11 protein-coding genes and 2 pseudogenes are annotated in these 15344 nt (G+C 61.1%); 12 read left to right on the top strand and 1 reads right to left on the bottom strand.

Annotation, left to right across the window (positions count from 1 at the left end; genetic code table 11):
• The first annotated feature begins 57 nt into the window (after positions 1-57).
• The 10 genes from FHS79_RS09835 to FHS79_RS09790 are packed head-to-tail and all read left to right on the top strand — an operon-like array spanning position 58 to position 12515.
• A complete protein-coding gene (locus FHS79_RS09835; protein WP_243452805.1) occupies positions 58-1251 on the top strand; it encodes a KpsE/RkpR family capsule polysaccharide export protein in 1194 nt (397 codons plus the stop codon).
• On the top strand, positions 1248-2042 hold the full coding sequence (locus FHS79_RS09830) for an ABC transporter permease (RefSeq protein WP_243453422.1): 795 nt from the start codon (positions 1248-1250) through the stop codon (positions 2040-2042). Before FHS79_RS09835 ends, FHS79_RS09830 begins: the two co-directional genes overlap by 4 nt.
• Positions 2039-2692, top strand: coding sequence for an ABC transporter ATP-binding protein (locus tag FHS79_RS09825; protein ID WP_184199051.1), 654 nt, complete (start codon positions 2039-2041; stop codon positions 2690-2692). Before FHS79_RS09830 ends, FHS79_RS09825 begins: the two co-directional genes overlap by 4 nt.
• Positions 2689-3969, top strand: a complete 1281-nt coding sequence (locus tag FHS79_RS19320) for a glycosyltransferase (protein ID WP_184199048.1) — start codon at positions 2689-2691, stop codon at positions 3967-3969. Before FHS79_RS09825 ends, FHS79_RS19320 begins: the two co-directional genes overlap by 4 nt.
• Positions 3966-4754, top strand: a complete 789-nt coding sequence (locus FHS79_RS09815) for an FkbM family methyltransferase (protein ID WP_184199045.1) — start codon at positions 3966-3968, stop codon at positions 4752-4754. The genes FHS79_RS19320 and FHS79_RS09815 overlap by 4 nt, the downstream gene beginning before the upstream one ends.
• A 1-nt stretch (position 4755) precedes the next feature.
• Positions 4756-5289: a DUF4214 domain-containing protein gene (locus FHS79_RS09810; RefSeq protein WP_184199042.1), complete on the top strand. Its 534-nt coding sequence runs from the start codon at positions 4756-4758 to the stop codon at positions 5287-5289.
• 3 nt (positions 5290-5292) lie between these two features.
• Complete coding sequence (locus tag FHS79_RS09805; RefSeq protein WP_184199039.1) at positions 5293-9426, top strand: glycosyltransferase; 4134 nt, start codon at positions 5293-5295, stop codon at positions 9424-9426.
• Positions 9427-9463: 37 nt separating this feature from the next.
• Positions 9464-10498, top strand: coding sequence for a GDP-mannose 4,6-dehydratase (gene gmd, locus FHS79_RS09800; RefSeq protein WP_184199036.1), 1035 nt, complete (start codon positions 9464-9466; stop codon positions 10496-10498).
• A gap of 9 nt (positions 10499-10507) precedes the next feature.
• Entirely contained in the window at positions 10508-11404 is an 897-nt protein-coding gene (locus FHS79_RS09795; RefSeq protein ID WP_184199034.1) for an NAD-dependent epimerase/dehydratase family protein, read from the top strand.
• A complete protein-coding gene (locus FHS79_RS09790; RefSeq protein ID WP_184199032.1) occupies positions 11397-12515 on the top strand; it encodes a glycosyltransferase family 4 protein in 1119 nt (372 codons plus the stop codon). Before FHS79_RS09795 ends, FHS79_RS09790 begins: the two co-directional genes overlap by 8 nt.
• A gap of 82 nt (positions 12516-12597) precedes the next feature.
• On the opposite strand, the pseudogene FHS79_RS09785 reads toward FHS79_RS09790, so the two are convergent.
• A pseudogene (locus FHS79_RS09785) lies at positions 12598-12864 on the bottom strand (IS66 family transposase); the annotation flags it as partial.
• A gap of 170 nt (positions 12865-13034) precedes the next feature.
• Between FHS79_RS09785 and istA the strand changes: the two are divergent.
• Positions 13035-14587, top strand: a pseudogene (gene istA / locus FHS79_RS09780) (IS21 family transposase).
• Positions 14588-14600: 13 nt separating this feature from the next.
• Positions 14601-15296: an ATP-binding protein gene (locus FHS79_RS09775; RefSeq protein WP_184199030.1), complete on the top strand. Its 696-nt coding sequence runs from the start codon at positions 14601-14603 to the stop codon at positions 15294-15296.
• The last annotated feature ends 48 nt before the right edge of the window (positions 15297-15344 follow it).

Below are 15344 nucleotides of genomic sequence, written 5' to 3'. Positions count from 1 at the left end.
GGGTGACAGGAAGTGTTGCAAGAGCCGATGAGCACAAAACCAGATTTGGCGCCGCCGTTGGCCGATGTCGTTGCATTCGAGGGACGCTCGCCGCAGAAAGCTGCCGCGCCCGAGGCCGGGGTGGGCAGTGGGCGTGGGCATTGGTCCGCGGCCGGAATCGCGCGGATGCGCCGAATGGGGCCGTTGTTCCTGTTCACCGTGATCATTCCGACGATGCTGAGCATACTTTACTTCGGTATGATCGCGTCCGACGTCTATATTTCGGAAAGTCGCTTTGTCGTCCGCAGTCCCGACAAGCCGGCCAAGAGCGGACTTGGGATGCTGCTCAACACGGCCGGCTTTGCCAACGCCAGTGACGAAGTCCGCGCCGCACAAGGCTATATCCAGTCGCGCGATGCCCTTCGTGCGCTCAACGCGGACGGTTTGGCACAACGGTCTTGGGGCAATGCCCAGATATCGATCTTCAACCGCTTCAACCCGTTCGGCCTATCCGGCTCGTTCGAAGAATTGTTCATATACTATGGCAAGAAAATCGGCGCGGAGTTCGACACCGACACGGGCATCACCGCACTGACCGTCAGGGCGTTTTCGGCCAGGGATGCCCAGGCCATGAACCTTCGACTGCTGGAGCAGGCAGAGGCGCTGGTCAACCAGTTGAATGAACGCGGCCAGGGCGATCTGATCCGCTTCGCCGGACGCGAAGTTGACGAGGCGAAGGAAGAGGCGCGCAAGGCCGCGCTGGAACTGGCAAGCTATCGCAACCGCGCCGGTGTGATCGATCCGGAGCGCCAGGCCACCGTGCAGTTGCAGATGATCTCCAAGCTGCAGGACGAGCTGATCGGCGCGCGGATGCAGTTGCTGCAACTGTCGTCGATCGCCGCGCAGAATCCGCAAATCCCGCTGTTGAAAGTTCGTATCGCCGGCCTGCAGCAGGCCGTCGACGAGCAACTCGGCATGGTAGCAGGCAACAGTCGCTCGCTTTCAGCCACGGCCGCCCAGTATCAGCGTTTGCAGCTGCAGCGGGAGTTTGCAGATCGGCAGCTGGCCGGTGCGCTCTCCGCTCTGCAGGATGCGCGCAATGAAGCAAGACGCCAGCGCGCCTATGTCGAGCGCATTGCCCAGCCCAGCATGCCCGACGATGCGATGGAGCCGCGCCGCTTGCGTGGCATCATCGCCACCTTCATCGTCGGCCTGGTGGCCTGGGGCATCTTGTCGATGCTTCTGGCAGGCGTCCGCGAGCACCGGAATTGAGCTCCGTGCGCCAGGGATCGGCCAATTCCTGGGTGATCCAGTCGCGGGTCGTCGGCGCGCTGCTGATGCGCGAAGTGTTGACGCGCTATGGCCGTCACAACATCGGCTTCCTCTGGCTGTTCTTCGAGCCGATGATGTTCACCCTCGGTGTCACGGCGCTCTGGTCGGTCGCCAAGATCGACCAGATTTCCACCCTGCCGATCGTGGCCTTTGCGATGACGGGTTATTCCAGCGTCCTGCTCTGGCGTAACATGCCGGCACGCTGCATCTCCGCAATCGAGCCCAATCTGGCCTTGCTCTACCACCGCAATGTGCGCGTGCTCGATGTCTTCATGGCGCGCCTGCTGCTCGAGGCGGCCGGCACCACAATGTCTTTCGTGGTCCTCATTCTGGTGTTCTGGGGCATCGAGTGGATCGAGCCTCCCGAAAACGTTCTTGCTGTTGCCGGCGCCTGGGCGATGCTTGCATGGTTCGGCTTCGGCCTCGCGCTTTTGCTGGGAGCGCTCTCCTGGACCAGCGAAATCGTCGAGAAGATCTGGCATCCGATGGCATATCTGCTGTTTCCGCTTTCCGGAGCAGCGTTCCTCGTCGACAGCCTGCCGACGAGGGCACAGGATTTCATCCTGCTGTTGCCCATGGTCCACGGCGTCGAATGGCTTCGCGAAGGTTTCTTCGGGTCCGCAATCAATGCGCACTACGACATCGGCTACATGGCCGCATGGAACGCGGCGCTCACCATAGCGGGGTTGCTGCGGGTGAGAGCCATCGCGGGCGATGTCACCCCGGAATGATTGCGCTGTCGAACGTGCACAAGGCCTATGCCACCGCGTCGGGACCTTCGGTGGTTCTCGACGGTGTGGACATGGTGCTCGGCCGTGGTGAATCGATCGGCATCCTCGGCCGAAACGGCGCTGGCAAGTCCACGATGATCCGGATCATCAGCGGCGCGGAGCAACCCGATTCCGGCACGGTGGAGCGAACGATGAGCGTATCGTGGCCGCTCGCGTTTGGCGGCGCCTTCCAGGGCTCATTGACCGGCCTCGACAATCTCCGTTTCATCTGCCGGGTCTACGGCGTCGACCTCGAGGAGCGTCTGCAATTCGTGGAAGATTTTGCCGAGCTCGGCATCTATCTGCGCGAGCCGGTGCGGACCTATTCCGCCGGTATGCGCGCGCGTCTGGCATTTGCCGGATCGATGGTCGTCGATTTCGACTGCTTTCTCATCGACGAGATCGTTGCAGTCGGCGACGCCCGTTTTCAGGCGAAATGCCATGAGGAGCTTTTCGTCAAGCGCGCCGATCGCGCCATGATCATCGTGTCGCACGATCCGGGCTATATCCGAGCCCATTGCCAGCGAGCGGCCGTGCTCCATCAGGGGCAGCTGCTGCATTTTCCCAGCGTGGACGAAGCATTCGCCTTCTACACGGAGCAGCAGTCGTGATCGCTGTCGGCAAGGCGCCGCCGCAATTGTTTGCAGCCACCACGCAGTTGCGCAGGCGATTGCGGGCAGGCCGCTACCAGTTTCGCGCGGCCCCGGCCCCGTCCAACCGCCAATTGCTGGTGGATGTGTCCGTGATTGTCAGGGAAGATGCACACACCGGCATCCAGCGATCGGTGCGCGCGTTGATGGGTCAGCTTGTGCAGCAGCCGGCGGCCTTGCACGGCATCTCCGTGCGCCCTGTGTTTGCCGCACGCGATCATGGCTATTGCTATGCGCATGTCGGCGCCGACGGAACGTTGCGGCCGACGGCTCCGGGGGAGCCGGCCGGTCTGCGGCGGCGGGTCGAAGTGCGCCGGGGCGATGTGTTTCTCGGCCTCGATCTCGCTGCCAACATCATGCCGCACTGCGAGCTCGAACTGGCGAAATGGCGGCGCGCCGGCGTCAGCCTCAACATCATGGTCTATGATCTGCTGCCGATGACCAATCCGCAGTGGTTTGCGCCGCGCACGGTCCAGAATTTCCGGCGGTGGATGGGCGTATTGGCGCGGCAGGCAGACCGTTGCATCTGCATATCCGATGTCGTGGCCGGCGACCTGGCGCGCCGGCTGTCGCTCGCGCCACGACGTCGAAGCGTCGATATCGGGACCATCCCGCTCGGCGCCGATCTTCGCTCCAGCCAGCTCACGACCGGGTTCCCGGCTGATATAAGCGAGCTGCGCCAATGGCTCAATGCCGGCCCGGTGCTGCTCTCGGTGGGCACTGTCGAGCCGCGCAAGGGCCATGATGTGCTGCTCGATGCGCTCGACTGGCACTGGCAGAATGATCCCCATAGCAAGGTCAAACTGCTCGTTGTCGGTCGCCCTGGGTGGAAGACCGAAAGCCTGCAGCAGCGCTTGCGCACGCACGGCGAGCAGGGCCACCGGCTTCGGTGGCTGGAATCGGCCAGCGACGAGCTGCTCGCCGAGCTCTACCGATCGACCGCGGGCCTGGTCAGCGCGTCGCGGGGGGAGGGGTTCGGGCTGCCGCTGGTGGAGGCGCTGGTGCACGGTGCGCCGGTGCTGGCACGCGATCTGCCGGTGTTTCGGGAAATCGGCGGGCGCTGGCTCGATTACTTCGAGGACGATACACCTGCTGCACTTTCGGGCCGCGTGATGGCGTGGCTGGTGGAAGCGCGTCGCCCGACTGCAGTGGCGGTTGCGGCGCTGCCTCGCTGGTCGGACAGTGCCGCTGCACTTTTGAAATTGCTCGGGTTTTCCGCAAGCCCGGTGCGCGCATGAGTTTTGTCAGCCATGCCCAGAACTTCGAGGATGTGCGGCTGTGGCGTGCGTTCGGCAATGTGGATGGGGGGCGGTATCTCGATATCGGCACCCAGGATCCGACACTGGATTCGGTGAGCCTGGCCTTTTACGGGCGGGGCTGGCGGGGGGTGCATGTTGAGCCGACCCCGGCCTATGCAGCGGCCATGCGGCTGGCGCGGCCAGACGAGGTGGTGATCGAAGCAGCGGTATCCAACCGGTTGGAAACCATGTCGTTTTTCGAGATTTCTGGCTCGGGGCTGTCCACCGGATGTGCGGAATTGGCGGCGATTCATGCAGCGGCCGGGTGGGAGAACCGGGTGATCGAAGTGGCGACGATCACGCTTGCCGAGGTGCTTTCGCAGATGGGGGATGCCCCCATCCACTGGCTCAAGATCGATGTGGAGGGGATGGAGGCCGAGGTGCTGGCGAGTTGGGGAGAGCATCCGGCGCGGCCGCAGGCGCTGGTGATCGAGGCGACTTCGCCCAATACACAGCAGCAGTCGCATCTGGCCTGGCACGGGATGGTGACGGAGCGGGGCTATATTGATGTGGCTTTCGATGGACTTAGCCGGTTCTTTGTCCATCAGGATCATGCGGCGCTGGGCGAGGCGCTAGCGTTGGCGCCGAATGTTTTCGACGGGTTCCAGATCACGGCGAACCATTTTGCGGCCGGGGGGCTGGTCGCGGCGCATGCGGCGGAGGCCGAGGCGTTTCGTGTTGAAATAGAGCGGCTTGGCCGCGAATTGCAAACTGGGGGGCTTTGATATGGACCATGACGCGCGGCCTTCGACGCTGGCCGGGTTGATGGCCTTGCACGACCGGGCGTTCATCGCCGCGGCGTATCACGCGGTGCTGGGGCGGGCGCCGGACCCGAATGGAGAGGGGCATTATCTCGCCCTTTTGCGGTCGGGAAGGGGCAAATTGGGGCTGTTGAGGGACCTCAAGGGGTCATCCGAGGGTCGTTCCCGGGCACAATCGATAGCCGGACTGGATGCTGCGCTATCCCGCTACCGGCTCGCGGCCCTCCCGCTTGTCGGCCCGCTCATCCGCGCGCTCACCGGCTGGCCCGGGAACAGCGCGATCGAACAGCAGCTGGCAGCGCTCGCCAACGAGATCGGCCTCCTTCGCGCCGGCGGGGCACCGACGCCGATGCCGCTGCCGGCGGCGCTGGCGCGTGCCGAAGCCGTGCCGCCTCACGCCCTGGCGTCGCCGCAGCAGACAGCGGCAGCGCCTGATGCGCCCGACCTGCCGCCCCATGCCCGCCAGCTCTACCGCCGTCTCACGCTCCCAAGGACCTGACCAATGCGCCTCGTCATCGACATGCAGGGTGCGCAATCGAGCGGCAGCCGCAACCGCGGCATTGGCCGATATGTGCTGGCACTGAGCAAGGAACTGGTGCGGCAACGGGGTGACCGCGAGGTTCTGCTGGTGCTCAACGGCGCGTTTGCGGACACAGTCGACTCATTGCGGGCCGAATTTGCTGACTTGCTGCCAGCGGATGCGATCCGGGTCTGGATGCCACCACGGCCCTGTCAGGGATTCGGGGCCCCCAATGATGCGCTACGCATCGCAGCCGAAAAGATCTACGAGGCTTTCTTGGGCAGCCTGAAGCCCGATGTTGTTCTCGTTTCATCGCTGTTCGAAGGTCTTGGTGATGATGTCGTCACGAGCATCGGGAGTCATGGCCAACGCATGGCGGTGGCCACGATCCTCTATGACCTCATTCCATTGATACACAGCCATATCTATCTGACCAATCCAGATGTCGCGCGCTGGTATCATCGCAAGCTCGATCATTTGCGTCGTGCAGATCTGCTGCTTTCCATTTCCGCTGCATCCGGGCGCGAAGCCGTCGAGCACCTCGCCTTTCCGGTGGATCAGGTCGTCAATATCAGCACTGCGTGCAATGACGAATTCCGGCCGATCAAGCTGACGCCGGAGCGGCGCAAGAAGCTGGCGCAACGCTATGGCCTGTCGAAATCCTACGTCATGTATACGGGCGGGATAGACCATCGAAAGAACATCGAAGGGTTGATCCGGGCGTTCGCACGGCTATCGCCGGCATTGCGCAGTGAATATCAATTGGCCATCGTGTGCTCGGTGCAGGATGCTGAGCGGCAGAGATTGCTGGCCGCCGCGCAGGACAGCGGGATGGCAGAGGGTGACGTGGTGATGACGGGCTATGTGCCCGAGGATGATCTGCTGGCGCTTTACAATGGCTGCGACCTGTTCGTGTTCCCATCATGGCATGAGGGGTTTGGTCTGCCGGCGCTGGAAGCCATGGCGTGCGGACGCCCCACCATTGGCTCGAATACTTCCAGCCTGCCGGAAGTGATTGGCTGGGAGGAGGCGCAATTCGATCCGCTTGACGAGGAATCGATAGTCGGGTTGCTGACCAAGGCGCTGACCGACGGCTTTTTTAGGCAGGCGCTTGTACGGCATGCTGCTAAACAGGCCAAGCTTTTCACCTGGAAAAACACTGCGGTTGATGCATGGAACGCAATCGAGAACCTTGCCGCAAGACAGCGGCCGAAATGCGAACCAAGACTACCATCTGCAATCCGGCCGACAATGGCGTTTGTATCGCCACTCCCATCAGCAAAGAGTGGAATTGCAGACTATAGTGCCGAGTTGCTGCCAGAACTCTCGCGATACTATGATATTGAGATTATTTCAGCACAAGACGAGCCGTTTACCGATCCTTGGACGTTGGGCAACGGCGTGATAAGAGATATTTCTTGGTTCCGCGCAAATCACAATAAATTTGACCGCGTTCTTTATCATTTTGGTAACTCGTCCTTTCATTTACATATGTTCAAATTACTTGAAGATATTGCAGGTGTCGTTGTTCTGCATGATTTCTTTCTTTCAAGTGCTTTAGATTATAGGGACTGGGCTGGTGAAACAAGTAATGAGTGGCCAAAAACGCTTCTGGAGGATCACGGATGGCCTGCGGTGAGGCGTTGGTTCGAGGCGACCGACAAGAAACAAGTGATATTTCACTATCCTGGTAGTGGATCGGTACATCGTAACGCGCTCGGTATTATTGGTCATTCGGACTATGCTCATATTCTTGCCGAGAAATGGTATGGAGCTAAGGCGTCTGAAATGTATGCTTATGTTCCTTTATTGAGGGCGCCAGTACAAGATACCGATAGAATGCTCGCAGTACGACGCGTTGAGGCTAGGAAAAAATTAGGTATAGGCATTAATGACTTTGTCGTTTGTAGTTTCGGCCATATGGGCATGACAAAATTAAATCGAAACGTGCTTGAAGCATGGGGCTTGTCAGAGCTCGCCAAAGATCAGCGCTGTCAATTAGTTTTTGTTGGGCAAAATGAGGGTGGGGAGTACGGCACCAAGATGACCAAGTTAATTGCGTCTACGAGCAGTCGTATTCGCATTACGGGGTTTGTGTCAGCAGAAGAATATAAGCAGTGGCTCGCCTCCTCGGATGTGGCGGTCCAGTTGCGCGCAGATTCTCGTGGCGAGACCTCAGCAGCGGTTCTAGACTGTTGGAATTATATGGTTCCGACGATTGTTAACTCACACGGCTCATTAGCGGAACTACCAAATGATTGTGTGTTCAAAATCGACGACACATTTCACCAAACTGAACTAGTATATGCGTTGAATTCTCTTTATGAGAACAATAAACTTCGTCAAGATATTGGGGAAAAAGCTCGCGCCAACTTGCTGTTGTATCACAGTCCGAGACTCTGCGCCAGAAGCTACGCTTCCGCGATCGAAGAATTTTACAGCAACAACGCTGATCATGTTTTCAATTTTATCCGAGATACAGCGAGACTGTCGGAGCAACTTTCCGACGTTGACTTGCAAGCTGTCGCAACGGCTATCAGCGAAAATTTTGTTCCCGCTTTGCACAAAGTGCGCTGGCTAATTGATATTTCAACATTAGTGAAAGTTGATGATAAGTCCGGTATTCAAAGGGTAGTACGATCATTAGTTTCTGAAATATTGTTAAGAACTGCGTGTGATGTCCGTGTGGAGCCGGTCTATGCGTTGAAGGGAAAAGAAGGATTTTACCGCGCGAATAAATTTCTTTCGGCGATGTTTGGGTTTTCGGACGAATGGATTGAAGACGAGTTGGTGGAAAGTTGGCCTGGAGACGTCTACGTCGCACTAGATTTGCATCATACGATATTAACAGAACAGAATAAAACTTTGCGCAGAATGCAGTTGCGCGGTGTAAAACTTTTTGGTGTCGTATATGACCTTCTTCCCATTTTGCTTCCTCACGCGTTTCCTGCGCTAGGCACTTCCATGCACCAAGATTGGCTGCGGAGTATTGGAAGTTTGGATGGCGCTATTTGTATTTCTCGAGCAGTAGCTGACGATCTCGGAAGTTGGTTGCACGCAAACGGGAGCAAAGATCGAAAGTATCCATTTGATGTGTACGTTTTTCATCTCGGCGCAGATATTGAGTATTCGCGGATAAAACCGGCAGCAGAACAAAAGCCGGCGATTAGTGTCAATATTATTGGACAAGAGCCAAGGTTTTTGATGGTCGGTACTATCGAGCCTCGCAAGGGCCATGCGCTTGTCTTGGATGCATTTGAGGAGCTCTGGATGGCGGGCGGCGATGCATGCTTGATCATCGTTGGCAAACGGGGTTGGCTTGTAGAAAGTCTGGTTGACCGGTTGCAAAGCCATAAGGAATTTGGGAAGCGGTTGTTCTGGATTGAATCTGTCAGCGATGAACAGCTGGATGACATCTATCTACAAGCCACATGTCTCATCGCTGCAAGCGAGGGTGAGGGTTTTGGACTTCCACTAATCGAGGCGGCTCGGCACCGCGTTCCGCTTCTCGTGCGCGACATCCCCGTTTTTCGCGAAGTGGCGGGCGATGGAGCAGCATACTTTCCGTCCGATCCCAATCCAATGGAGTTAGCGGGCAGCATCATGTCATGGCTAAAGGTCAAGGCGCGCAGGCGGCATCCTCGCGCCGAGAAGGTTAAGTGGCTTACCTGGGCACAAAGCGCCGACATGTTTCGTGATATTCTGACTGGCAAAACTCAACCCTATCATCGCTGGCTGCCCGGTAAGAGCATGATCTATTGGGGGAATGACCAACGACTGTTTACTCAGGTAGGCAAGCGGCATGGCTACGGTATGCACAGCACCGGCCAGTCAGGTTTCTTAATTTACGGACCTTACGTGGCGCTGAAGGCAGGCAGCTATCGTATCGTGGTTTCTGGTAATACCGCACGCTGGAATGGAAATGAAACGTTTGACGTTACATGTGATTCTGGGACTAAGATCGTATTACATCAGCTTCTACGTGGTAAATTGGGCGATTGGAGTGCAAATTACACTTTGGATATCGACAAAGATATTTCTGACCTTGAGTTCAGAATTAAAATTGCCGCGAACTCTGATTTAAGTGTGAACGAAATTCGAATTGACGATCAGTGATTTTGTCAATTAATCTCATTTCAAGGGAACTGCGCTCATGAAAACCGCCATCATCACCGGCATCACCGGACAGGACGGGGCCTATCTGGCCGAATTGCTGCTGGGCAAGGGCTATACCGTGTTCGGCACCTATCGGCGGACCAGCTCGGTCAATTTCTGGCGTCTCGAGGAACTCGGAGTCGCGGCGCATCCGAATTTGCGGCTGGTGGAGCATGATCTGACCGATCTCTCCTCGTCCATCCGGCTGCTGCAGACGAGCAAGGCAAGCGAGGTGTACAATCTGGCGGCGCAGAGCTTCGTCGGCGTGTCGTTCGACCAGCCGATCACCACCGCCGAGATCACCGGCATCGGGCCGCTGCACCTGCTGGAGGCAATCCGCATCGTCGATCCGGGCATCCGCTTTTACCAGGCCAGCACGTCCGAGATGTTCGGCAAGGTGCAGGCGGTGCCGCAGATCGAGACGACGATGTTCTGGCCGCGCAGCCCCTATGGCGTGGCCAAGCTGTATGCGCACTGGATCACGGTCAACTACCGCGAGAGCTACGACATCTTTGCAACGAGCGGCATCCTGTTCAACCACGAGAGCCCGCTGCGCGGCCGCGAGTTCGTGACGCGCAAGATCACCGACTCGGTGGCCAAGATTAAGCTGGGCAAGCTCGATTGCCTCGAGCTGGGCAACCTCGATGCCAAGCGCGACTGGGGCTTTGCCAAGGAATATGTCGAAGGCATGTGGCGGATGCTGCAGGCCGATGTGGCGGACACCTATGTGCTCGCCACCAACCGCACCGAGACGGTGCGCGATTTCGTGAGCCTGGCGTTTGCTGCCGCCGACATCGCGCTGGAGTTCAAGGGCAGCGGTGCCGAGGAGACGGCGGTGGACACCGCGACCGGGGCGACGGTGATGCGGATCAACCCCGCCTTCCACCGGCCGGCGGAAGTGGAGCTGCTGATCGGCGACCCGGCCAAGGCGAAGGCGGACCTGGGATGGGCGCCGGAGACGACGCTGGAAGCGCTGTGCCGGATGATGGTGGAGGCGGACTTGCGGCGCAACGCCGCCGGCTTCTCCTTCTAGCGCAATCGGATGGCGTTCGTTCTCATCACCGGGGCGGAGGGCTTCACAGGCCGCCACCTCATCACGCGGCTGGCGGCGGAGGGACATGAGCTGCACGGGCTGGTGCACCGCGAGGGGGCGCCGATCGACGGCCTGGCCGGGCAACATGTGGCGGACCTGCGCGATCCGGCGGCGATGACGGCGCTGGTGGCGGCCGTGCGGCCGGAACGGGTGGTGCACCTGGCCGGCATTGCCTTTGTGGCGCATGACGATGTGCGCGCGCTGTATGAGACGAATGTGCTGGGCACGCGCAACCTGCTGCATGCGCTGGCCGCGCTGGCGCAGCCGCCGGCGGCGGTGATGCTGGCGAGTAGCGCCAATGTGTATGGCAACCGCCGCGAGGGCGTGCTGACCGAGGATCTGCCGCCGGCGCCGGCCAATGATTATGGCGTGACGAAGATGGCGTGCGAGCATCTGGCGGGCGTGTATGCCGACCGGCTGCCGATCATCACGGTGCGGCCGTTCAACTATACCGGGCGGGGGCAGGCGGGGCAGTTCGTGGTGCCCAAGATCATCGCGCATGCAAGGGCGCGGCAAACGGTGATCGAGCTTGGAAACATCGGGGTGGCGCGGGATTTTTCGGATGTGCGTGCCGTGGTGGATGCCTATGCGCGGCTGCTGGTGGAGCCGGCGGCGATCGGCGGGCTGTTCAACGTGTGCTCGGGGGTAGCGCGGCCGCTTTCGGAGATCATCGGGCTGGTTGAGCAGCTGGCGGGGATCCGCTTCGAGGTGCGGGTGAACCCGGCGGCGGTGCGGGCGGACGAGGTGCGCAGCCTGTGCGGCAGCCGCGCCCGGCTGGAAGCGGTGATCGGCGCGCTGGAGACGCCGACGATCGAGGAGACGCTGGCCTGGATGCTGGATGAGTAACGGCCTGCGGCTGGCGCTTTCGGTGGAAGCGCTGGAGCCGCGGCTGACCGGCATCGGGCGCTATTGCCTCGAGCTGGCCCGGCGGATGCCGCTGGAGCCGGGGATGGAGGACGTGCGGTTCTTCCGGGGAAAGCATTGGGTGACCGACCCGGAGGCGCTGCTGGCGGAGCATTGGCGGCCGACGCGGGTGCGGCGTTGGCGGAGCACGATCGAGGCATGGCGGCATCGGCGCTTTGCGGCCGGGGCGGTGGTGCATGGGCCGAACTTCTTCCTTCCCGAATGGGCCGAGCGCGGGGTGGCGACGGTGCACGACCTTTCGGTGTTTCACTTTCCCGAGACGCATCCGGTGGAGCGGGTACGAGCGTTCGAGCGCGATTTCCTGCGGTCGATCGGGCAGGCGAGCGCGATCATCACCGATTGCGCGACGGTGAAGGACGAGCTGGTGGCGATGTTCGGCGTGGCGGCGGACCGCATCACCGCGGTGCCGCTGGGGGTGACGCCGCCGACAATCGCGCCGGAGGCGGTGGCGGATTCGTTGGCAGGGATGGGGCTGGCAGGGATGGGGTCCACTGAGGGGGGCTATGCGCTGTGCGTGAGCACCTTCGAGCCACGCAAGCGGATCGACTTGCTGCTGGCGGCCTATGCGCGGCTGGAGCCGGCGCTGCGGCGGCGCACGCCGCTGGTGCTGGCGGGGGCGAGCGGATGGCGCAACGAGGCGCTCAACGCGGCGATCGCGGTGGCGCAGGCTGAGGGCTGGGTGCGGCGGCTTGATTATGTGCCGGAGGGGCAGTTGCAGGCGCTGTATGCGGGGGCGCGGCTGTTCGTCTATCCCTCGCAATATGAAGGCTTCGGGCTGCCGCCGCTGGAAGCGATGGCGCATGGCGTGCCGACGCTGGTGGGCAACTCCGCCTGCCTTGCCGAAGTGACGCGCGGGGCGGCACGGGTGATCGATCCGCGCGACGAGGCGGGGTTTGCGGAGGCTTTGGCCTCGGCGCTGGAGGATGAGGCATGGCAGGCCGAGGCGGGGGCGGCGGGTCGGGCGGTGGCCGCGGGCTATGGGTGGCCGGAGTGCATTGCGCGCACAATCTCCGTTTACGAAACAACGATCTGATAAAATTTAAAAATCAGGGTCGTTCAATCGGACATTCTTGCTTAGACGTTATTGCTCGCGTCCTTGGCACGGGGACTGGCTTTCAAGCGAGGGCGAAGCGGCCTTCGGTGAGTTCGCGTATGGCCTCGATGGCGGATTTGCCGTAGAGGCGCGCGGTGCAGGTGATGGATCGGTAGCCGGCATGGACTTCGGCGCCCCAGTCTGATCGGAACCCGTTGGTGACCTTGCGGAACACGACGGATGGTCGGATTTCCCTCTCCGATCCGTTGTTGGTGGCCGGCACGTCGCTGTTGGTCAGGAACAGGAAGAACTTTTGCCGCCAGGCCTTGATCTGTCGCTGGAGTGCGTGTTTCGCAAATTCCGGGACAGGCGTTTCAGTAATTCCCTGACATTGATTTCAGTAAATACGGGACAGTGATTTCGGTAAATCCCGGACAGGGGATTTGGCGGGACAGGGGTTCGTTTTAGGGAGCGCCGATATGGCAAAGCCGGCTTTCATCATGGTGATGGGAGCGGGTGATGCCGAGACGGAAGCAAGCGAGACGAGCGGACGTGAAGGACCTGAGATCCATCCTGCGGCTGAGCTACAAGCAAGGGCTGTCGGTCCGCGCCATCTCGGAGCGGCTGCAGCTGAGCAAGGCGACGGTTTCGACGTATTTGCTGCGGGCTCGGGAGGCCGGTCTATGCGCCTGGCCGCTGCCGCCCGGGCACGACGACGATGCCGCACTGGCGCGGTTGCTGTTCCACCGCGTGGGACGCCCGCCGCGCGATCGACACGAACCCGACTGGCAGCGGGTTGAGCGCGAGCTCAAGCGTAAGGGGGTGACCTTGCTGCTGTTGTGGCAGGAGTACCGTGCCGACCATCCCGACGGTTATGGTTACACTTGGTTCTGCGTGACTTTTGCCGCGTACCAGCAGCGTCGGCAGCCAAGCTTTCGCAACCGGCATGAAGCCGGGTCGGTGATGCAGACCGAATATGCCGGCCAGACGGTGCCGGTGATCAATCCCGAGACGGGCGAGATCACGTCGGCGCAGGTCTTCGTCGCGGTACTCGGCGCATCTTCGCTGACGTATGCGATGGCCAGTCTGAGCCAGCGGCTTCCCGACTGGATCGATGGGCAGTGCCTTGCACTGGCCTATTTTGGCGGGGTTCCCCGTGCCATCGTCTGTGACAACCTCAAGTCCGGTGTGACCAGGGCACTATGATTCGAACCGACGCTGACACAGACCTTTGCGGCCATGGCCGAGCATTACGATACCACGATCCTGCCGACGCGCAGCCGGCGCCCGCGCGACAAGGGCAGGGTCGAAGGGGCGGTGTTGATCGTCGAGCGCTGGATCCTGGCGCGGCTGCGCAACCTGACCTTCCACTCGCTGGCCGATCTCAACGCGGCGATCGCGCTGTTCGTCGACGACCTCAACGCGCGGTCGATGCGCCATGTCGGCCAGTCACGGCGTGAGCTGTTCGAGGACATCGAGCGGGCAGCGCTGGGGCCGTTGCCGGCAACGGCGTTCGAATATGCCGAGTGGAAGCGCGCCCGCGTCCATCCCGATTACCACATCGAGGCCGACAAGACCTTCTACTCGGTCCCGCATCGGCTGATCGGACGCCAGGTCGAGGTGCGGCTGACGCATCGCGTCGTCGAGATCTTCCATGACCATGTGCGGGTAGCAAGCCATGTCCATCGCTCGCAGCGCGGCGGCTATGCGACAGTCAACGAGCACATGCCCAAGGCGCACCAGCGCTATGCCAACCGCACGCCGGCCAGCCTGATCGAGCAAGCGGGCCGGGTTGGCGACAATGTCGCGATACTGGTCGAGCGGCTGATGCGCGACCGTCCCCACCCCGAGCAGGGCTACCGCTCGGCAATGGGCATCCTGTCGCTGCCCGCCAGTACGACCGCGAGCGGGTCGAGGCGGCCTGCGACCGCGCCCTGATCATCAACGCGGTGAGTTATTCGTCGGTGAGCGCCATCCTCAAGGCCGGGCTCGACAAGGTTGCGCCGGCCGCCGCGCCGGCGAAGCCGACACCGGCGCACACCAACATCCGCGGCAGCAGCTATTATCAATGAAAGGACCCAACCGATGCTGACGCATCCAATGCTCGAGCAGATGCAAACACTTGGCCTTGGCGGCATGGCGGCGGCTTGGCGTGATCTTGTCACGCAGGACCGTGCTGGCGAACTGAGCCGCGAGGAGTGGCTCGGCCTGATACTCGATCGCGAAATCGCCGTACGCGCGGATCGTCGCCTGTCGAACCGCCTGGCGTCCGCAAAGCTGCGCTTCCCGGACGCCTGCATCGAGAACATCCACTTCACCGCACCGCGCGGGATGGATCGCCGCGCCGTCCTGTCGCTCGCCCAGGGTGGCTGGCTCAAGGCTCAGGAGAATCTGATCATCACCGGTCAAACCGGCACCGGCAAGACCTGGCTCGGCTGTGCGTTCGGCCGCCAAGCCGCCCGCGACGACCATTCCGTGCTCTACCTTCGCATGCCGCGCCTGTTCGAGGATCTCGCGCTGGCCCGCCTCGACGGCCGCTTCCCGCGGCTTGTCGACAAGCTTGCCCGCGTCCAGCTGCTCATTCTGGACGACTGGGGCACACACACGCTGAACGGTCAGCAGCGGCTCGACCTGCTCGAAATCTTCGAGGAGCGATACCGCCGCAAATCGACGCTGATCACCGCCCAGCTTCCTGTATCAGCTTGGCATGTCATGATCGGCGAGCCCACCATCGGATCGTGTCCCACAGCGTGGTGTAGGTTCGCGGTCTCGCCGCTTTGATCTCCGGCTTGGCCGGGTTGATCATGCTGCCATGGATGACAGCGTGAC

Source organism: Polymorphobacter multimanifer (assembly GCF_014205635.1).
In the GTDB taxonomy this organism is placed as follows: domain Bacteria; phylum Pseudomonadota; class Alphaproteobacteria; order Sphingomonadales; family Sphingomonadaceae; genus Sandarakinorhabdus; species Sandarakinorhabdus multimanifer.
The sequence above is the reverse complement of the archived record's forward strand: the minus strand, read 5'-3'. Positions and strand labels throughout refer to the sequence as shown.

Excerpts from the sequence above, each read along its gene's own strand:
- gmd (WP_184199036.1), top strand. The coding sequence starts at position 9,464 with ATGAAAACCGCCATCATCACCGGCATCACCGGACAGGACGGGGCCTAT.
- FHS79_RS09805 (WP_184199039.1), top strand. The coding sequence starts at position 5,293 with ATGCGCCTCGTCATCGACATGCAGGGTGCGCAATCGAGCGGCAGCCGC.
- FHS79_RS09825 (WP_184199051.1), top strand. The coding sequence starts at position 2,039 with ATGATTGCGCTGTCGAACGTGCACAAGGCCTATGCCACCGCGTCGGGA.
- FHS79_RS09795 (WP_184199034.1), top strand. The coding sequence starts at position 10,508 with ATGGCGTTCGTTCTCATCACCGGGGCGGAGGGCTTCACAGGCCGCCAC.
- FHS79_RS09815 (WP_184199045.1), top strand. The coding sequence starts at position 3,966 with ATGAGTTTTGTCAGCCATGCCCAGAACTTCGAGGATGTGCGGCTGTGG.
- FHS79_RS09790 (WP_184199032.1), top strand. The coding sequence starts at position 11,397 with ATGAGTAACGGCCTGCGGCTGGCGCTTTCGGTGGAAGCGCTGGAGCCG.
- FHS79_RS09810 (WP_184199042.1), top strand. The coding sequence starts at position 4,756 with ATGGACCATGACGCGCGGCCTTCGACGCTGGCCGGGTTGATGGCCTTG.
- FHS79_RS09775 (WP_184199030.1), top strand. The coding sequence starts at position 14,601 with ATGCTGACGCATCCAATGCTCGAGCAGATGCAAACACTTGGCCTTGGC.